Genomic DNA, 19,523 nt, shown 5'->3' with positions numbered 1-19,523 from the left:
GTTTGCCCTAAGTAAAGTTTGGCTATACTAGCCCCTCCAAAAATTTATCATAACCAAGAGGCTTAGATGCAAGAGATTAGAAATATCGCTGTCATCGCCCATGTCGACCATGGCAAGACCACTTTAGTGGATGGTTTGCTGACCCAATCGGGGACTTTTGGCGAGCACGACAAGGTCGATGAACGCATGATGGACAGCAACGATTTAGAGAGGGAGAGGGGAATCACAATCCTTTCTAAAAACACTGCGATCCACTACAAAGACACCAAAATCAACATTATAGACACCCCCGGACACGCCGACTTTGGGGGCGAAGTGGAGCGGGTGTTGAAAATGGTCGATGGGGTGTTGCTCTTAGTGGATGCGCAAGAAGGCGTGATGCCCCAAACCAAATTCGTGGTGAAAAAGGCATTAAGCTTTGGCATTTGCCCCATTGTGGTGGTGAATAAAATCGACAAGCCCGCCGCCGAGCCTGACCGGGTGGTGGATGAAGTCTTTGATTTATTCGTGGCGATGGGGGCTAGCGATGAGCAGTTAGACTTCCCTGTAGTGTATGCTGCGGCTAGAGATGGCTATGCCATTAAAGACTTAAACGATGAAAAGAAAAACTTAGAACCGCTGTTTGAAACGATTGTATCCCATGTGAGCGCACCCAGTGGGGAGGTAAATAACCCCCTACAAATGCAAATTTTCACCCTAGATTACGACAATTATGTCGGCAAGATCGGCATTGTACGGGTGTTTAACGGGCAGATCAAAAAAGGGGACATGGTTGCCCTTTGCAAGAGCGATGGAAGCAAAGAAACCGGGCGGATCACTAAACTTATTGGCTTTTTGGGCTTAGCTAGAATGGAGATCGAGCAGGCACAAGCGGGCGACATTGTCGCCATTGCTGGCTTTAACGCGATGGATGTGGGCGATAGCGTGGTTGATCCTAACAATCCCCAACCGCTCGATCCCATGCACCTTGAAGAGCCCACCATGAGCGTGGTGTTTGCGATCAACGACTCCCCACTGGCGGGCACAGAGGGCAAGCATGTAACCGCCAACAAACTCAAAGACCGCTTGCTTAAAGAAATGCAAACCAACATTGCCATGAAGTGCGAGGAAATGGGCGAGGGGAAATTTAAAGTGAGCGGACGGGGGGAATTGCAAATCACCGTTTTAGCCGAGAATCTACGCCGTGAGGGCTTTGAGTTTAGCATATCCCGCCCTGAAGTGATCGTTAAGGTGCAAGATGGGGTGAAATTAGAGCCCTTCGAGCATTTGGTGATCGACACCCCCCAAGACTTCAGCGGCGCGATCATTGAAAGATTAGGGCGGCGTAAGGCAGAGATGAAGGCGATGAACCCCATGAATGATGGCTACAGCCGTTTAGAGTTTGAAATCCCGGCTAGAGGGCTTATAGGCTATCGCAGCGAATTTTTAACCGACACGAAGGGCGAGGGCGTGATGAACCACTCATTTCTAGAGTTTCGCCCCTTTAGTGGAGGCGTGGAGTCGCGTAAGAATGGGGCGTTGGTGAGTATGGAGAATGGCGATGCCACCGCCTTTTCGCTTTTCAATATCCAAGAGCGAGGCGTGTTGTTTATCAACCCCCAAACGAAAGTCTATATCGGCATGGTGATCGGCGAGCACAGCCGAGACAATGATTTAGAGGTTAATCCCATTAAATCCAAACACCTAACCAACATGCGTGCCAGTGGGAGCGATGACGCGATCAAGCTCACCCCCCCAAGGCTAATGGCACTAGAGAGGGCGTTAGAGTGGATCGAAGAAGACGAGCTACTAGAAATCACCCCCTTAAACTTACGCATACGCAAAAAAGTTTTAGACCCCACGGCACGCCGCCGTGTCAAAAAATGACCGATTAAAGGCAATTTATGGAAATGACAGCAACTAAACGCACGGATCGCACCGAATCGATAGACATGGACAAGATACGCCAAAGCATACAAAAAGCCACAGAGGGCATAGAGGGGATCGACTCTAGTGAGCTAGAAATGGAGGCAGAACTTTACTTTAAGGACAGCTTAAGCACGCAAGATACAACGCAAGCCCTAATCCGCATGGCGGTGGATAAGATCGACATTGACGCGCCTAACTGGAGCTTTGTCGCCGCTAGGCTGTTCTTAGAGGATTTATACGAAAAGGTGAGCGGGTTTCAAGGCTACTTGCCCCTTAAAAAATATTTGGAGCTGGGTGAGAGTAAGGGGCGGATTGTCCGGGGCTTTAAAGGAAAGTTTGATTTGGACTTGCTAGACAAGGCGATCGAGAAAAAACGCGACCTGCAATTCAACTATTTAGGCATTAAAACCTTGCACGATCGCTATTTACTCAAAGACGAGCACAACCACCCGATCGAATTGCCCCAGCACATGTTCATGGCAATCGCCATGTTCTTGGCACAAAATGAAGAAAACCCCAATGAAAAAGCCCTAGAGTTTTACGGGGTTTTAAGCCGCTTTGAAATGATGTGTGCCACGCCTACGCTTGCCAACGCCCGCACCCCCAACCACCAATTAAGCTCTTGCTATGTGGGCTCGACCCCTGATAATATTGAGGGAATTTTTGACAGCTATAAAGACATGGCTTTGCTCTCTAAATACGGCGGAGGGATCGGGTGGGACTTTAGCCAAGTGCGTTGTTTAGGCAGCTACATTGACGGGCATAAAAGTGCCAGTGCAGGCGTGATCCCTTTCTTAAAGATCGTCAATGATGTGGCGATCGCTGTGGATCAACTCGGCACAAGAAAAGGGGCGATCTCTGTGTATTTAGAGATTTGGCACATGGATGTTTTGGAGTTCATAGACTTACGCAAAAACAGCGGAGATGAACGCCGCCGCGCGCACGATCTCTTCCCCGCCCTATGGATTTGCGACTTATTCATGGAGAGGGTAGAAAAGGACGAAATTTGGACTCTCTTTGACCCCTATGCGTGCAAGGATTTGACCGAGTGCTATGGGGACAAATTTAAAGAAAAATACCTCGCCTACGAGCAAAACCCCCATATCAGCAAAGAAAAAGTCAATGCACGCACACTTTGGAAAAAGATTTTAACCAACTACTTTGAAAGCGGTTTGCCCTTTTTAGGCTTTAAGGACAACGCCAATCACGCCAACTCAAACGGCCACGCTGGGCTCATCCGCTCGTCTAATCTTTGCACCGAGATTTACCAAAACACCAGCTCCAGCCACTACAAAATGCAAGTGGATTTTAAAAATGGCGATAGAGCGTATTTTGAAGAAGAGGCGATTGTTTGCACCGATGCAGGCATTAGCAAAAGGGCAAACAAACTCACCAGCAACGACTCGATCAACGGGCAACAAATTTTCATGGCGACTAAAGTGCCCGAAGAAGGCACGCTTGCGGTGTGTAATTTAGCTAGCTTAAATTTAAGCAAAATCAACACCCCAGCAGACATTGAGCGGGTTGTGCCTATTGCCGTGCGTATGCTGGATAATGTGATCGATTTGAACTTCTACCCCACCGCTAAAGCCAAAAAAACCAATCTAAAAAGCCGGGCTATCGGGCTTGGCGTGATGGGCGAGGCGCAAATGCTCGCCCAAGCCCAAATAGCATGGGGGAGCAAAGAGCACGCCGCTAAAATAGACGCTTTGATGGAGAAAATCAGCTATGAGAGCATCAAGGCAAGCAGCAAGCTAGCTAAAGAGCGGGGCAGCTACGCCCACTTTGCAGGCTCGGCGTGGAGCAAGGGCATTTTCCCAATGGATAAAGCCAAAAAAGAAGCCCTAGAAATCACCCCCCGTCAGCCCACTTGCGATTGGGATAGCTTAAAAGCACAGGTGCAAAAACAGGGCCTTAGAAATGGCTATTTGATGGCGGTTGCCCCCACCAGCTCGATCTCTATTCTAGTGGGCACGACCCAAACCATTGAGCCCATTTACCAAAAGAAATGGTTTGAAGAGAATTTAAGTGGCATGATCCCCGTAGTCGTGCCAAACTTGAGCCTAGACACTTGGAATTACTACACTTCAGCCTACGACATTGACCCTAAAGACATCATCCGCCTAGCCGCCGTGCGCCAAAAGTGGATCGACCAAGGGCAGAGTTTGAATCTCTTTTTACGCCCCGATAAAGCCAATGGCAAGCTTTTGCACGAAATCTACCACCTAGCGTGGAAGCTGGGTTTAAAATCCACTTACTACCTACGCACCCAAAGCCCCCACCTAGAGGACAAAAGCATCTTTGATCGCTCCATTGAATGCCACCATTGCCAATAAAAATCAAGGTTTGCTTGGATATTCTTAAAGAGAACCCCCTAGGTTCCACTCCAAAGAGAAAATCAGGAGGCTTTTTTTTGAATTCACTACTCTGGTATCCTAAACTCTGGGTCATAGCATGTAAAAAAATATAGACAAGAAATGGGGATCATTGGTCTTTATAGATTTGGAAAAGCATAAAAAGGATACCTCCCCAAGATTATATTTATTTTACTACCTTTGAGGAAGTAGTGAAAAGAACAAAATTTCTATGTGTATGTGTAAGATCCCAAAATACAGTATCATCGTTATAGCGAGCATCTTATCTATGAGACTGATAAGGGTAAATTTTAGCATTTACATAAGGCAAGATGTTAAAAAGATGTTTTACTTCTAAATATTTTGAGATCATGTAGTTCGATATTTCATTTTTTTGCACTGATATAGGCAGTATTAAAAGAGATAAGGGGGAAAAAATCACAGCAACAAGACCCAGCTTATACGATGTAATTTGGGAATTATGGGGGTTTTTAGTCAATCCTTAGCATGTCATAGTAAGGATTTTTCCTCGTTTGGGCTTGTTTGCGTTGCTTGTCTTGGGTGGAAGTAGTAGGGGGCGTTAATCAGATCGGTGGCAGACATCTAGGGGCAAAGAAGTCGGCATTAAATAGAGATCTTGCATGAATAAAAAATAAGCTGTGTGATGATTTTGTAACGATACAGTGATGGATTATTTAGACACAAAGAGTGCATAGAGAGCGCAGGGGTAAGTAGTAGTGGACTATTTAGACCATAGTTTTAGCAGCTGAGTAGGCGGTGATTTATTTATGACATTTGATAAATTTGTTTTTGCATCTAGGTCTTCTAAGCTCTTGTCTATGAGGGTTTTTAAATCATCGGAGAGCTCCACACCACAAGCTTCAAAGATGATCTATTGTTCTATACATTTGCCTTGTATGTGCTCATAAAATGTTTTCGAAGGGAAGCAACAATACTCTTATAACTGCACAACACGCACAGTGCTTTGTAGGCTAAAAGATAAGTTTGTGTATGGTTAATTAATCATCTTGCTTGGTACATAGGCAACAATTTTGCGGAGGCATTTTGGGTTGGTGTGGAGCGCTTCATAATGTATTCCAAAAGTTTTCGTAGCGTTCTTGTTCTTCTGTCCTTTGTTGTTGTTCTTTGAGAACACGAGCCCACTTTTCGGCATTTGGGTCGCTTACTGCTACTACTAAATCATACCTCCCATTGAGGTCATCGATGACTTCTAGGACTTTTTGGATAGCCATGCCACTTTTATTGGGGTTGCTATTTGCTTTATGTAGTTCGAGCATGCCTTGTAAATCCTCCCATAACATGGCCTGCATGTTTTTGTCGTTGTTCTTAAAGACTTGTTCGTATTTATGAAGTATGTCTGTAGTTTGTCAAAAATGGGCTTGCTTTTGGTTTTGGACGACTTGGAGCATTTTTACAACACTCTCTACGATGGCTTTGTTGTTTTGAGGGGTTGGGTGTTTTGGCATGCATACCCTTAAATCTCTATTTTCAAGCTCCTCTAATACTGAGCGAACCACATTTTTTAACTCATTATTTACTTCATTTGAATTTACAATTTTTTGGAAAAGCCCAGCGGCTTTGGCATAGTCTTGGGGGACACCTTTATCTATCGTATTTAAAAGCCAAGTCAAAACAATCTTCAGCACTCATAAAAACGCCCTTAGCATTCTCAGGAAGACTTTCACAACCTACAAATATCGCCCTCATATCTGTCACATTAGACACATCCCAGCCTAAAATGCATGGTTAAAATAAATTGCCTCGTAAATATCCCCTGCATGTTTTTTACATGGGGTACATTCCAGCTTTCCAATCCTTCAAAATTTCGGCGTCTAGAATCTTCACATTTTCCAGTTCTAGATCATCTTCTTTTAGGGTATTATAGTGTTGGTCTAGGGCTTGCATTAAGCAAGTAGGTGCATCTACAAAGTGCCGAACTCCTGGTGCAATTCCTCAACTTCTTGCTTAACATCTAATCTAGTAGCCCATCTTTCAAAACACTTTTGTTTAAGCGACACGCACGCTTGAGCGTTCTTGTTTTTTGTCCGAGTTTTGCTAGTTCCTGTTGCAAGTGAATCCTTTAGCCTCTAAAACAACAAACCCATCTTAGCACAATAAATCAAAATGCCATGAAGAAAGCAAATTTGCTAGATCAATCCGATAGACTCAACAATGACTGCTAAAGTATCTTTAAGTTCTGCCATGTCGCCATCCTCTAAAACGGCACTAAGATGACTTAAACGCACTTGATCGGAGTCTAAGAGCTCGGCTGCATTAAAGGGTTTAAAGGTTACGGACATGGATAATCTTTTAAGATTTTTGTGCCTTGATTATATCTTTTTGCTGTGTGCTTTTGTCGCCTTAAGCGCGCCACTGTACGGTGCGCCACAGCAAGATCACCAACACATCGCCCCATTTATCCATATACAAGCGGTAACTTGCACCCGTGTGGATACGCATTTCAAAGATTTAACCCGTAATGTATTTATGATCACCAAAGTGTCCGCTCTTTTTTAAGCTCTGTATGCGGCGTGTAAGTACACCTTTTCCGTTTAAATCTTTGAGGTTTTTAGCCACTTTTTAAATTCGCTCGATGTTTGTATTTTCATGCGTGCATTGTAACTAAACACCCATTTGGGGCATCAGGGGCGTGTGGCTCGATCCTTAGAGTTGTGCACAATCAGCAAATAGTGAATCATCCATCCACTGAAGAGAGGTGGGCTTCTTGTTTCAACGATCCATAACTAGCTGTTAGCTGTATCTAGCTGTATCTAAATACTTAGCCATACTTGGTTACAATCCAATTAGAGGAATCTCCACAAGCGTAACTTCGGGTCATCCCTACCATAGAATGTGCCATTTAGATATGGTTAATAATATGGATTTAGCACATTACGGTTGCGTGATTTGGGCGGTCTGTCTGTGCGAGGGTTGCGTATTGGATAGAGTGTAATGGATCGAGCAGGGTATAGCACTAACTTGGGTGATAAAGGAGCAGTATGGACAAAGTAAAGTGGAGCGAGGAGGAAAGAAGGGCGTTTCAAAGATTGTTGTGGAAGTTTGTGGTGGGAATCGAGGTGTAAGGACGCGATAGGGGGGCTAGTGGTGTGTTGGCAAACAATGAGATACATTATATATTTTCAAAAACTGTCTAATCAGTAGGTTAAATAATGAGTTGAAAAAAGAAAAGCTTTTATAGGACTTGGGTTACACATGTGAAGTTCGCATATTTGCAATAGGCCCACAACTTCCAGATCATTTCTCATCGTGTGAGGTGGCGATTGCCTTTTGCCGTACGGACATTTTTGGTGAGGATTTTGTTAATAAAAGTTAAGAGGGTTTTTTTTACAAACTGGAATGTCCCACTCGAGGAGCGCAAAGGGGGGTATAGTGAGGGGACAGGTGGCGTGTGGATTTGTTTTAAGTTCTTGTGGGAAAATGGTTTGACATGGAAGGATGGTAGAACGGAGTCCTTTGATCGTTTGAGGGGCTTTGTAGGGGATAATTTTCCATGTCCAAAAAAAGGTGAGATCACTTCTACGCATTCAAACTTTTCTCTTGGATTTGGTAAGTCTGAAAATGCAAAATGTGCAGCAACTTTAAAGATGGGGTGGAACGCAAAAACCTATCCTGATCCTGACTTAGAAAATTCTTTGGAGGGTTCCTTAGAGCAAATCACTAGAGATTTTTTAAATTTTGTCAATCGATTTAATACAATTCCTCAAGGAGATTTTAAAAAAATGGATGTTTCTAAAAAGTACCCACTCAATCAAATCCTTTATGGTCCTCCGGGTACAGGTAAAACCTATCGCACCATCAATAAGACACTAGAAATTTTGGGTTTTGCAAATGATCAAGAAATCACAGCGAAGCTTCAAGAATTAAAAAAACCGATCCCAAAAGATGAAAGAACCCGCGCAAAAGTCTTGTTTGATTATTATAAGCAGGAGGGACAAATTAGTTTTATTACTTTCCATCAGAGCTATGGTTATGAGGAATTTGTGGAGGGTATCAAACCCAGCATGGATTCTAAAAAGACAGGTGAGGTTACCTACAGCGTTCAAGAGGGAGTGTTTAAACAGGTCTGCAATAGAGCATGGAAGAATTATGGTAGAGTTCAGATGCAAAACAAGCAGGGCACTCGGGAAATTAGCTGGGAAGATTATCTAGATCACTTGATCTGCGATTTTAATACTTTTATGCAACGGATGATTGACAAGAAACAGGAATTTTTTTTCGACAGTGACAATAAGGTGGTGGTTAGAAGTTTTGGTTTGGAAGCTTCACTTTTAGTGGATCTTGAAAATAATCTATCGCTAGCATTAGATGAGTGGGTTAAAATGGTAAAAGGAAATTACAGTGATTTTAAAAACGGTGCGAACCTAAAAGAGGCTGAACATGCCAAGTACTACTTTATGCTCTATCGCAAAATTTGGGAATTTGAGCAATCCTGGTATTGTCCCAAAACCTATGTTCTCATCATTGATGAAATCAATCGGGGCAATATCTCTAAGATTTTTGGAGAGCTTATTACGCTAATAGAGCCTGACAAACGCGCAGGTAATAGCGAAGCCTTAGGAGTTGTCTTGCCCTATAGTCAGGAGTTTTTTAATGTGCCTAAGAATCTCTATATCATTGGTACAATGAACACCGCCGATCGAAGCATTGCTCTATTAGACACTGCTTTGCGCCGTAGATTCACCTTTGAAGAGGTAATGCCAGAACCCGAGTCTCTCAAAGATCGCCACATTAAGGATAAGGACGAGGATACAGGCATCGATCTATCAAGACTCTTGAAGGCAATGAATAAACGTATAGAATTTTTGCTCGATCGCGAACACACCATTGGGCATGCGTACTTTTCAGAACTAGAAACATTAAAGGATTTGCAAGACTGCTTTAAAAACAAGATTATCCCGCTCTTGCAAGAGTATTTTTACGATGATTACGCCAAGATCAAGGCGGTGCTTAATGATAATGGTATGCTTGTGAGTGAAACAATGCAAGATGCAAGTGAGGAGGATGAAGATTTAAGAGATACAAGTCTTAAAAATTCTCTTAAAAATCTTGTCGATCCTAACAAAAAGATCTATCGGATTACAAATGATAAATGTGATGAATGGGAGGTTAATTGCTTCAAAAAGATCTACAATGATAAGGCATGGGACAAAAATAGAAAAGAGAAATAATTCTACTCTGCATTTTAGTGAGTGATCTATGTTAATTCCACCTACACTCCATCTAACAGAGCATGCTAACTTTGGAAAACAAAAAGTCATAAGTCGTTTACCGCTACAAGAAAAAGACAAAGCCCAAGGCATATGGGAAGCCTTAAAAGAATTTGCTAAGGCCAATAAAGAGTTGTTAAAATTTGAAGATTCAGATACCCTAAAAACCCAAAATTATGTGGGTTTGATCCAAGTTGAAGGTTTTTACGTAGAAATTTTGCCCAAAGTTTGCGAGTATGATGAACATGATTTAGAGAGACATACTAGTTGCGACAAAAAAATTTCCATGCTCGATCACTCAAAGTTTCAAGAGTATGCAAGAGAATTTATAAAGCCACAAACTAACCCAAAACCTTTAAAAGAGCCTTCTTGCCCTATTTGCTATGCCAAACAAATTCTTTACAATTGCTTGTCTACTCTTAAAGATATGTCCTTTAAGCAAACCCACTTTTCTCAGCTTGACAGTGCGCATTTACCTATACTAGATGTCTTTGTTTGCATGTTTTTAGATGAATGTATGGAGCTCATTAAGCGTGGATTAAAACGGGATTATTTGAGTGTCTCAGAAAATCGTCATTATCTTAAAGGTAAGTTAGAGTTTTCTAGTCATCTTAAGACTAATTTAGTCCATGAAGAACGCTTTTACACAACAAGTGATGAATATAGCCTAGATGTCGCCCCTAATCGCTTGATCAAATCTACACTTGAAACTCTCAAAACTCTAGCGTTAAGTCCTCAAACACAAGAAAAACTAAATGCCGTGCGTTTTGTTTTTGATGAAATAAGCACTAGCAAAAATATAGATGCGGATTTTGCTAAAAGTACGCATGCAAGCCGTTTTAAAGAGTATAAGAATCTTTTGATGTGGTGCAATCTTTTCTTGCGCAAAAAGTCTTTAATGCCTTATAGCGGTTCTAATCGAGCCTATGCGCTATTATTCCCTATGGAAAGGCTTTTTGAGTCTTTTGTAGGGGTTTGGTTGTAAAGGAGTTTAAGAGACTATGATGTGAGTTTGCAAGAACAAAGCAGATATCTCGCAAAAGATGAAAACTCTCAAAATTGCTTTGAAATGCATCCCGATGTTGTACTTAGAAACAAAAAAGAAGTTTTGATTTTAGACACTAAATGGAAAGTCATTAAGAAGCAACAAGATATTGACCAAGCTGACCTTTACCAAATGTGGGCGTATGCAAGTAAATACGCTTCTGTTGAATTAATAGGTAAACAACGGCGTGTGAGCGTGTGGCTGGTCTATCCTTGGCAGGGGTCAGGATCCACTTCTACTTGGACTTTTAAGGCGAGTGAGCCATTTAGTGTAGATGGCATTCAACTCACCTTAAAGATACTTCCCCCTCAGTCTTTGACCTATATTTGACCTATACAAAAGGGTGTTTTTTGGTGTTTAAAAGTACTTACAAGTTCCTAGTTCCTAGAACAAAGTATTTTATAAACTATCCAATGAATAGACGGAGTGCAGAAGATCGACATGTTTTGATAAATCTTCTGGAGTGTGTTGTTTCAAGTGTGTTGTTTCAAAGAATCCAACTGAACAATAACCCCTTCTCGTTTAGCAAATTTGATGGCAGGGACAAAGTCACTGTCATTGGCAACCAAAACGATCTTTTCAACCTGCTTTTTAATGGCAAGAGAGGCAATGTCTGGACCTATCTTCATGTCTACCCCTTTTGCCGTAAGTTCAACTGAAAATCTTCATCTGTCAAATCTTGTATAGACTTTTTGTTGGATAGAATATCAAACAAGACTTGAGGTTTTAATATCTATGGATTCTTCTTATCAAGCCTAATCTCTCCCAACCTAACGGTAAAATAAGACTTTGTGTTGAGTATCTTTAAAAGCTCCGTTCTAAACTGAGCTACATCGCTTTGGTCTAAGGGAAATTGTTTCTTGCTCTTTGGCCTTTGCACCCTCCCAGTAATCGGCGCACAATCATAGACAAAAACACGGAAGAGATAGTCTTTAGAGTTGTGCAGTGTTTTAAGGACATATGCTTGATCTCTTCGGCTAAACTGCTAGGCTCAAGATACTTCTTAGAACCAGGGTAGTACACCTTAAGAAAAAAACTTAAGTCTACTAAAACTGCTGTTTTTTTTTGGGTAGGAAAACATCGAAATCTTGAGTGGTAGAGGAATCGCTAGAAGATTGATCACATTCGTTTGACACAAGAAACTCCGCAAAGACCTCGGGGGCTTGAGTGCCTAAATCAGCGTGACACTGAACCAACCGAGCCAATATTCACTCCAAATTTTAGTGCTTTTCTTGCTGATTGTCTAGAGTTTGGGCGGTGATGAAGGAGGAAGAGAGAGCCAAGTGTTTGAGTCAAGAGCAAGTCTTAGAAAGGGAGGCAAACATTGCCCGTTACACTAATGAACCCTTAGAAAAAGCAAGGCCGTGGGTTACAAAGCTTTATCATCGGGGTTTCTTTGAAAAGATGATAGACAAGGGCAAGGATTTAGTTAAAGACTTGACAGATGTTAAAAAGGTTAAAGACAACACCTAGAAAGACAACAGACAATAGACAATGAGCTAATCCAAAGCCTTAACCTTTGTCTTTTGACAATTTAGAAACAGCAAATGGCAATAATCAAGCTAGCACAATCTTATACAGCATAGATAGCTCTGTCCGCATGCATAAGGAAAGAGCGGAGCAGATACTCAAAGAGTGGAAAGAAAAAGGCGGAGATGAAAGGGGTGGGGGTTATCATAAGTAGGGGTTGTGTCAAATAATTTTAAGTAGTATTAAATACAATTTTAAATAATATATAATGTTTTTAATAGTGTTTGAAATATTGGTTATATAGCAAGTTTATACTCAAGGTCATGGAGATAGAGCACGCTGTAAATAGCGGATAATAGACCGGTGATACTCAGAGAATTGGGTGTTGGTGGTTTTTGCACAAGATCTTTAAATAAATTATTTTTGTAGGTTTCCACAAGCTTTTTCTGTTGTTTGAGCATTTGCAAAACATGGTTCAAGGTCATAATGTGAACCTTACTTTTTTGGTGCACTTCAAGCTGTTGCTAAATACCTTGGATTTCTTTTTGGATTTCTGTGGAAATTTTGTTGTCTTTTTCAGGTATTCTGAGTTTTTTCAGCCAAATATTACCGCTGTCTTTCTGTAGTTGTCTCTTAGTAATGTCTAACTCAAATTCATGTTATTTTTTTGTAATTTTTCTATCCTCTTATCAGCGTATGCAACTTCAAAACAGCGCGAAAATATTAGCAATGCCTTGGTAGTCAAACTTTATTTCACCTTATTTCCTTTAATAAAATCGGGGCGACCACCCTTTCCGTTATTTAAAGCCCAAATTGAGCGACTTCATTTAGTGATGTGGCCATCTTTGGAGCAGATCCAATTTAGTATAGCACTTCATATCCTAAACATTTCCTAATTTACACGAATCCTAGTTTTATATTCCTCAAAATATATTAGAAAGAAGATTTTAGGGTGGCTTAGCTAATCCTATTAACTATCCATTAAAAAAAATACGCTAGACCGAACTACCTTGTTTTATGGAGGTCATTGTGGCGACTAAGTTAGATGTGCAAACTATCCAAATGGATATTTTAAGCCATTTGTCTAAAAATAAATTTGTAGTCCACTCTTACCAAGGAGGCTATGCATGGTGGGTCGTGTAAGTGTGGATAATTGTGGGAAAATGTCTATCTTTGCACGCAATACACAATTAAGCGCATTACCAAAAGACGCTCCAAGATTTTTTCATCTTCCAAACTCACTAAAAGCAATTGGTTTCATAATGATATTGAAACGTGCACAGAGAAAGTCTACCTGTGCTTGCATGGCTTTTTTAAAGAATATACCATTTAAGGAATTTTCATGATTGAGCGGATTCAATGGAGTGGCCCAGAGGCGGCAGTCCTAGACAAATACCTAAGCAACTTTGGGCATGTGGGAGAAGAAATCACAATCGCCCAAAAATTAAACACACTCTTAAAAGGCATTGGGTATGTGTGTGCATTGCACATCACGCCACTTAAAATTCTAAGCCAAAAGGGAGTAGAAGAGGTAGAGCGTGCGCTTATCTTTGCCCCTAAAACTCTCTTGCAAAAGGGTCTAGTCAACACGACTAAATTAAATAGCCAACATGGTTTTTACCTATGCTTTGCGTCTTTCAAAGAGGGCAAATACAAATCTTCCTTTTTGATCACTTGTGGGGCACAAAATCTCAAAGAAGCGCAAAAATGCCCCGCATTTAAAAAACTTTTTAAGGGCAATAAAGCCAGATACCACTTGGATGACTCCCAGTATGAAAGACTCTTTTTAAGATTAGCGGCGTTGCTCAATGATTTACACTTAGATGCGTTTAAAGTGGGGGGACATTGCCATAGCTTGATGACCTTTCCTAGAAAATCTGATGTCTATTTTTTAAAAGCTGCAAAAGCACACCAAGGGGGTATGCTTGAAGAAGCCTTAAAGTATTATGAAAAGAGTGCCAAACTAGGCGATACAGAAAGCTACTTTGAAATGGGCATGATCTATGGGCAGGATTCTCCCCTAGAATTACGGAGTGGAGACCCTAACCGCACCAAAGCTCTAAAATATTATGAAAAAAGCGCAAAACTAGGGAATGCAGAGGCCTATGAAGTGCTGGCTAAGATTTACTGGAATGCTAGTGGGGTGTCTAGGGATGTAAAAAGAGCCTTAGCATACTACCACAAGGCTATTGAAATGGGCTCTGTAGATGCTTATTTGGAATTGGCAAAAATATGTCGGAGTAGCGTTCAGGAGCGTGAGTATGTTGGGAATGCTGAAGACTATTATAAAAAAGCCATTCAAATAGGCAAAACCAAGCTAGGAAGGGCAGATATTTGCGCTAGAATCGCTAGAACCTACCTAAGCTATTGCACAGATAAGCTCAAAGACCGCCCTAAGGCCACAGCCTATCTTCAAAGAGTCGCTGATTTATCGAGGGGAGTCTTAGGGATGAGGGCTTCTAGGTGGTTGGCATTTTCAGGCTGGCGCTATGGAGATGGCTTTGTGTTAAAGTGGTATCTCAAGGCGATTGAATTAGGCGATACAAGTCTTTATGGGTGTGTCGCCAAAATGTATGCTGAGGGTCGAGGGTGTGTGCAAGATGATAAAAAAGCCCTAGAGTATTACCAAAAGGCAGTAGAATTTAGGAAAGATAATTGGGATTATTATAATGCGTGTTGCGGACTAGCAGACTTATATTTTGAGGGTAGGGGTGTGGCTAAGGATTATGCTAGGGCTTTTGCATATTACACCAAAGTGGCTACCGAATATAAGTGGACCCACTTTGTGAGGACTCGCGATCCTTTTAGCAAAGCTTGCTATCGGCTAAGTCAAATGTATGAGAAGGGTTTGGGCGTTGCACCTGACCTTTTAAAGGCGTTTGAATACCTTAAAAAATCTTGCGATCCGTGGGGAAATTAAGTGTATTTACAAATATTCTATGTGCTTATGTGCTTTTATTTAAAAATATCATAAAGGACTCACTTGAAAACACAAACCCATGAAAGAAAATACTTCCCTAAAAGTAAAGAAGAGCTTCAAAAATTAGTAGAAAATAAAAAGATTCACCTAGCTGAAATCGATATTGGAGATTTGACAGACTTAAGCCGATTGTTTTATCGTTCAGAAAGAAAAAATTTTAAAGGGTTAGAAACTTGGGATGTATCCAAGGTAACAAACATGGAGAGCATGTTTTACAAGTGTGAGAGTTTTAATCAACCGCTTAATGATTGGGATGTGTCTAGTGTAGTGAATATGAGGGAGATGTTTAGTAGGTGTGAAAAGTTTAACCAACCTTTGGATAAATGGGATGTTTCTAGGGTGGAGAATATGCGAGAGATGTTTAGTGGTTGCTGGTCTTTTAATCAACCACTTAATAGTTGGAATGTCTCTCATGTGGTGGATATGCTGGGGATTTTTGATGGTTGCTCGTCTTTCAATCAACCCCTAGATAAGTGGGATGTGTCTAGAGTGGAGAATATGGGAAGTATGTTTGCTGGGTGCAGGGTTTTCAACCGACCCTTAGACAACTGGAATGTTTCTAGTGTGAAAAATATGAGTGGGATGTTTTCTGGGTGTAGAGTTTTTAACAAACCGCTCAACAGTTGGAATGTGTCTGGTGTGAAAAATATGGGATGGATGTTCGTCGGTTGTGGGCACTTCAATCAGCCCCTAGATCAATGGGATGTTTCTAGTGTGGTGGATATGAGTGACATGTTTGCTTGCTGCACAACTTTCAATCAACCACTCAATAGTTGGAATGTGTCTAATGTGGCGGATATGTATGGCATGTTTCGTGATTGCAAAGTTTTTAACCAACCCTTGGATAAGTGGGATGTGTCTAGTGTAAAAGATATGAGGTGGATGTTTAAAGACTGCACAGCCTTTAATCAACCACTCAATAGGTGGAATGTGTCTAGTGTAAAAGATATGGGAGATATGTTTTCTAGTTGCAAAGTCTTTAATCAATCCTTAGATAAATGGGATGTGTCTAGGGTAGAGAATATGGAAAAAATGTTTTGTGGTTGCACATCTTTTAATCAATCTTTGGATAGTTGGGATGTGTCTAGTGTAAAAGATATGGGGGGTATGTTTGAAAATTGCACAGCCTTCAACAAACCACTCAATAGTTGGAATGTGTCTAATGTGAGAGATATGGAAAGTATGTTTGAAAATTGCGTGGTCTTCAACCAACCATTAGATAGATGGGATGTATCCAATGTGGAGGATATGTGTGGTATGTTTTATTGTTGCAAAAGTTTTAACCAATCTTTAGATCACTGGAATGCTTGTAGTGCAACAGATATGGAATGGATGTTTGCTCACTGCATAGTTTTTAACCAACCATTAAATGGCTGGAATGTTTCTAAGGCGGAGAACATGTATAGAATGTTCTATCGCTGTGTCGTTTTTAATCAGCCTTTGGATAATTGGAATGTTTCTAGAGCAAGGAATATGAATGGTATGTTCAAAGGGTGCATAGCCTTTAACCAATCTTTGGACAAATGGAATGTCTCCAAGGTGTGGGATATGCGGGAGATGTTTGATGGTTGCATAGCTTTCAATCAACCTTTAAATGACTGGAAGGTGTCCAATGTAAGGAAGATGGGAAAAATGTTTTTTGGTTGTGCATCCTTTGATCAGCCTTTAGACAGGTGGAATGTTTCTAAGGTGTGGGATATGCAAGGGATGTTTTTCAACTGCGCAGCATTCAACCAAGCATTAGATAAATGGAATGTGTCTAATGTAACAGATATGGGTAGTATGTTCAAGGGCTGTAAGGCCTTTAATCAGCCATTAGACAAATGGAATGTTTCAAAGGTGTTGGATATGAATGGCATGTTTTCTGGTTGTACATCCTTCAACCAACCTTTGGATGAGTGGGATGTCTCTGGTGTTGAATGTATGGATGATATGTTTTTTGGTTGTGATAGTCTTATCTACTAAAATATCCAGCATGGTATCGGGAAGTAATGGTGGCGAGTGCTAGGTTGGTACATAGAACAAATCCGCCTTTTCATTATAAAGAAGAGATGAGAATATCTAGCATGGAACAAAAGTTTGCCCAAGGCATAAATAAAGAGAGTCTAGGTATTGTGCGGCAGCCTGTCTTGCAAACTTCCTTTATCGCTCGTGATGGTATAATGCGCTAGACTAAGCCAGTCAACCTATATAGGCTTGGGTGCATTTGATACACTCTAGTAAACGGCATGCTGGGGGCGGCACTAGGAAGTGGTGGGTTACATTTATGGATTGAGCATCGCCGCCCAAAACCCCATGCTACACAGAACCCAAAGGCACTTTTTTGCCATTGCTCGATTTAGGTTAACCAAGCTAGTTTATGAGACCCTTGCATGTAGGCTGGACTTATGAATATATGACTCAAATACTCCCATTATTTAGAAAACAATTTGGAGAAGATTAGTTATAACTTATTAGAATCAACGAGCTAACCTAACGAACCCTTTAGAAAATCCCAGGTTAGTGGGTTATGTTTTTGCAATGGAGGATTATCATAGCAAAAGTAATTTGGAATCAAGAGCAAAGACAAGCGTTTCAGGGGTTGTTGCGAGAGTTTGTGAGGCGCATGGATGCAAAAATAGCCAGCGGAGATCGCACCACGAAAGGCATGGTAACAACCGACTTAGAAGAAAATTTTAACTATCTTCTAAATGATATTGACTATGAATGCAATGTGAGATTTGGGCAGGGCTGGCTATCGGGTGCTGGCAAGAAGAATCTCAATCCCAAAAAAGGGTTTAGACCTGCGATCGTTTTTTGTCGCAAAGATATTTTAAAGGAACATCTTGTTAATAGAACCAAGTTAGCACGGAGTCGGGGGTTTTATATTTGGTTTGCCTATTATTGGCTTGACACCTTAGTGAGAGGTGTGCCTAATTCCAAAGATGGTTTTCATCTTTCTATGGGTAGGGCTACAAATAAAACTGAGTCAGAAAGGTGCGAAAAGTGTCTAGCATATGAGAAATTCTTTGGAAAAAACTCCAGAAAAGACCTCAGAAATAAATACGAAATCTATCCTGATCTAGAAACTGACTTAGAAAAAATCACAAACTATTTTTTGAAGTTAGTGGATTTCTTTAACGAAATCCCCCAAGAGTGTTTTAAACCAATGGATAATCTATCCACTCTCTAGCAAACAACCCCCACACAAGAGCCAACATAAGAGAAACAGCACATGCAAACTTCCGCATGTCCCCTTAAATATAATCCTTTATGGACCTCCAGGCACAGGCAAGACCTACAACGCTATCAATGTAACAAAATGAACATCTCTTCCATTCTAAAAATTAGGGGTGGATGGGGATTTTAGAAGATGCGACTATACAACTCTTATCAAAATAAATGGGCGAGCAACAAAGCGCAAAACCCACCACAAATCCCCGCTAAAGCATCATCACCCACCACGCCAAGCCCGCCTTTAACATCTCTATCAATTTTGCCAATCAAAGAGGGCTTGTAAATGTCAAAGAGGCGGAAAAACACAAAACTAGCAATCACACCCAACCAACTAAGCCCAGCAATCGCCATCGCCATCCACATCCCCACCAATTCATCGATCACAATTTGTTTATCATCATGGCTATTCGTTTGGGCTTCATAAATGTCAATCTGCTTAATGGCGATAAGCCCAATTAAAAGGGCACACAAAAAAAGTGTGTTAGCTGATAAATACAAGATAGGTAGACCCAAAAACAGAGCAACCACACTCCCCGCTGTGCCCGGTCCCTTAGGGAATTTACCGGAGTAAAAAAGTGTTAAAAAACACTCACGACTCAAGAATTTCAAAGTTCTCTCCAAAAGCTTTGGTGTCATTTTAACATGATTTAAAAATATGTTACAATGAATGGCTTTTTGCATTATTGAGATATAGGGGGTTGCATGGATTGCTTGGAATTTGGGCAACACAGACGGAGATGTAGGGGTAGCTTGCCACCATTATCCTTTTTTGGTGGTGCTTTTGCCTTTCGGTGTGCTTTTTGTGCTTTTCCTATTTCTTGCCCAAACCCGAGAACCCCTAGGCTTTCTTAAGGTTTTTGAATAAGGACTAAATAATGTTATTCGCCTCTTCTGCTAGCAAAAAAACTAAAAATACAGAACTCACAGAACAAATCACCACGCTCACCAAAGAAAATCGTGAATTGCGTGCGATCTACAACGCCATCAGCCGATCTCTAGCCCTCATTGAATTTGATACAGAAGGTAAAGTGATCACAGCCAACGATAACTTTCTTCATCTCATGGGCTATACCTTAGAAGAAATCAAAGGTAAGCACCATTCCATGTTTTGCGACCCCGAGTTTGTCAAAACCCCACAATACACCGAGTTTTGGCGACATTTAAAGTCGGGGGAGTTCAAACGAGGGACTTTTAAGCGCGTTACAAAAACGGGCAAGGCAGTTTATTTGGAGGCCAGCTACAATCCCGTTTTTGATAGTGAGGGTAAGATATATAAATTCATTAAATTTGCCTTGGACATA

Annotated in this window: 14 protein-coding genes and 2 pseudogenes; 11 read left to right on the top strand and 5 right to left on the bottom strand. The window is 41.2% G+C overall.

Going from position 1 to position 19,523, the window contains the following annotated elements; all coding sequences use genetic code 11:
* Window positions 1-66: 66 nt before the first annotated feature.
* Both typA and QSJ47_RS02870 read left to right on the top strand, forming a co-directional pair.
* Window positions 67-1,866 (top strand): translational GTPase TypA, encoded by a 1,800-nt coding sequence (typA, locus tag QSJ47_RS02875; RefSeq protein WP_285602371.1) that lies wholly within the window; start codon window positions 67-69, stop codon window positions 1,864-1,866.
* Window positions 1,867-1,883: 17 nt separating this feature from the next.
* Window positions 1,884-4,244, top strand: a complete 2,361-nt coding sequence (locus QSJ47_RS02870; protein ID WP_285602370.1) for a ribonucleoside-diphosphate reductase subunit alpha — start codon at window positions 1,884-1,886, stop codon at window positions 4,242-4,244.
* 1,103 nt (window positions 4,245-5,347) lie between these two features.
* Here QSJ47_RS02870 and QSJ47_RS02865 read toward each other — a convergent pair.
* From QSJ47_RS02865 to QSJ47_RS02855, 3 genes are all read right to left on the bottom strand, one after another.
* Entirely contained in the window at window positions 5,348-5,593 is a 246-nt protein-coding gene (locus QSJ47_RS02865; protein WP_285602369.1) for a hypothetical protein, read from the bottom strand.
* A gap of 57 nt (window positions 5,594-5,650) precedes the next feature.
* Window positions 5,651-5,929: a hypothetical protein gene (locus tag QSJ47_RS02860; RefSeq protein ID WP_221271059.1), complete on the bottom strand. Its 279-nt coding sequence runs from the start codon at window positions 5,927-5,929 to the stop codon at window positions 5,651-5,653.
* Between the two features lie 501 nt (window positions 5,930-6,430).
* Window positions 6,431-6,583, bottom strand: a complete 153-nt coding sequence (locus QSJ47_RS02855; protein WP_221272634.1) for a hypothetical protein — start codon at window positions 6,581-6,583, stop codon at window positions 6,431-6,433.
* Window positions 6,584-8,035: 1,452 nt separating this feature from the next.
* Here QSJ47_RS02855 and QSJ47_RS08270 point away from each other — a divergent pair.
* The 3 genes and pseudogenes from QSJ47_RS08270 to QSJ47_RS02845 all read left to right on the top strand — a co-directional run.
* Window positions 8,036-8,125 (top strand): annotated as a pseudogene (locus QSJ47_RS08270) (hypothetical protein); the annotation flags it as partial.
* A 180-nt stretch (window positions 8,126-8,305) separates the two neighbouring features.
* The gene (locus QSJ47_RS08265) at window positions 8,306-9,472 is read left to right on the top strand and encodes an McrB family protein (protein WP_502875110.1); all 1,167 of its coding nucleotides are present in this window, start codon (window positions 8,306-8,308) and stop codon (window positions 9,470-9,472) included.
* Window positions 9,473-9,500: 28 nt separating this feature from the next.
* Window positions 9,501-10,886 (top strand): annotated as a pseudogene (locus QSJ47_RS02845) (McrC family protein).
* Between the two features lie 143 nt (window positions 10,887-11,029).
* Here QSJ47_RS02845 and QSJ47_RS02840 read toward each other — a convergent pair.
* Window positions 11,030-11,185, bottom strand: coding sequence for an NYN domain-containing protein (locus QSJ47_RS02840; protein WP_260321505.1), 156 nt, complete (start codon window positions 11,183-11,185; stop codon window positions 11,030-11,032).
* Between the two features lie 631 nt (window positions 11,186-11,816).
* Between QSJ47_RS02840 and QSJ47_RS02835 the strand changes: the two genes are divergently transcribed.
* The 5 genes from QSJ47_RS02835 (at window position 11,817) to QSJ47_RS02815 (ending at window position 18,178) form a co-directional block, all read left to right on the top strand.
* Window positions 11,817-12,029: a hypothetical protein gene (locus QSJ47_RS02835; RefSeq protein ID WP_221271054.1), complete on the top strand. Its 213-nt coding sequence runs from the start codon at window positions 11,817-11,819 to the stop codon at window positions 12,027-12,029.
* Window positions 12,030-12,075: 46 nt separating this feature from the next.
* Window positions 12,076-12,240, top strand: coding sequence for a hypothetical protein (locus QSJ47_RS02830; protein ID WP_221271053.1), 165 nt, complete (start codon window positions 12,076-12,078; stop codon window positions 12,238-12,240).
* A 1,128-nt stretch (window positions 12,241-13,368) separates the two neighbouring features.
* Window positions 13,369-14,946, top strand: a complete 1,578-nt coding sequence (locus QSJ47_RS02825; RefSeq protein ID WP_285602367.1) for a tetratricopeptide repeat protein — start codon at window positions 13,369-13,371, stop codon at window positions 14,944-14,946.
* Window positions 14,947-15,009: 63 nt separating this feature from the next.
* Window positions 15,010-16,971 (top strand): BspA family leucine-rich repeat surface protein, encoded by a 1,962-nt coding sequence (locus tag QSJ47_RS02820; protein ID WP_285602366.1) that lies wholly within the window; start codon window positions 15,010-15,012, stop codon window positions 16,969-16,971.
* A 544-nt stretch (window positions 16,972-17,515) separates the two neighbouring features.
* Window positions 17,516-18,178: a hypothetical protein gene (locus tag QSJ47_RS02815; RefSeq protein WP_221271046.1), complete on the top strand. Its 663-nt coding sequence runs from the start codon at window positions 17,516-17,518 to the stop codon at window positions 18,176-18,178.
* Window positions 18,179-18,378: 200 nt separating this feature from the next.
* Here QSJ47_RS02815 and QSJ47_RS02810 read toward each other — a convergent pair whose 3' ends face one another.
* Window positions 18,379-18,858 (bottom strand): phosphatidylglycerophosphatase A family protein, encoded by a 480-nt coding sequence (locus QSJ47_RS02810; protein ID WP_221271045.1) that lies wholly within the window; start codon window positions 18,856-18,858, stop codon window positions 18,379-18,381.
* Window positions 18,859-19,097: 239 nt separating this feature from the next.
* Between QSJ47_RS02810 and QSJ47_RS02805 the strand changes: the two genes are divergently transcribed.
* Window positions 19,098-19,523: PAS domain-containing protein (locus QSJ47_RS02805; RefSeq protein WP_285602365.1), on the top strand; the 426-nt coding region annotated here is incomplete at its 3' end.

The organism is Helicobacter sp. NHP22-001, assembly GCF_030270165.1.
GTDB lineage: Bacteria > Campylobacterota > Campylobacteria > Campylobacterales > Helicobacteraceae > Helicobacter > Helicobacter gastrofelis.
This window is presented reverse-complemented; position numbering and strand designations above follow the sequence as displayed.

What these genes read in the sequence shown, in the direction of transcription:
- QSJ47_RS02870 (WP_285602370.1), top strand. Translation starts at nt 1,884, where the DNA reads ATGGAAATGACAGCAACTAAACGCACGGATCGCACCGAATCGATAGAC.
- QSJ47_RS02815 (WP_221271046.1), top strand. Translation starts at nt 17,516, where the DNA reads ATGTTTTTGCAATGGAGGATTATCATAGCAAAAGTAATTTGGAATCAA.
- typA (WP_285602371.1), top strand. Translation starts at nt 67, where the DNA reads ATGCAAGAGATTAGAAATATCGCTGTCATCGCCCATGTCGACCATGGC.
- QSJ47_RS02855 (WP_221272634.1), bottom strand. Translation starts at nt 6,583, where the DNA reads ATGTCCGTAACCTTTAAACCCTTTAATGCAGCCGAGCTCTTAGACTCC.
- QSJ47_RS02835 (WP_221271054.1), top strand. Translation starts at nt 11,817, where the DNA reads ATGAAGGAGGAAGAGAGAGCCAAGTGTTTGAGTCAAGAGCAAGTCTTA.
- QSJ47_RS02825 (WP_285602367.1), top strand. Translation starts at nt 13,369, where the DNA reads ATGATTGAGCGGATTCAATGGAGTGGCCCAGAGGCGGCAGTCCTAGAC.
- QSJ47_RS08265 (WP_502875110.1), top strand. Translation starts at nt 8,306, where the DNA reads ATGGATTCTAAAAAGACAGGTGAGGTTACCTACAGCGTTCAAGAGGGA.
- QSJ47_RS02810 (WP_221271045.1), bottom strand. Translation starts at nt 18,858, where the DNA reads ATGACACCAAAGCTTTTGGAGAGAACTTTGAAATTCTTGAGTCGTGAG.
- QSJ47_RS02865 (WP_285602369.1), bottom strand. Translation starts at nt 5,593, where the DNA reads ATGCAGGCCATGTTATGGGAGGATTTACAAGGCATGCTCGAACTACAT.
- QSJ47_RS02840 (WP_260321505.1), bottom strand. Translation starts at nt 11,185, where the DNA reads ATGAAGATAGGTCCAGACATTGCCTCTCTTGCCATTAAAAAGCAGGTT.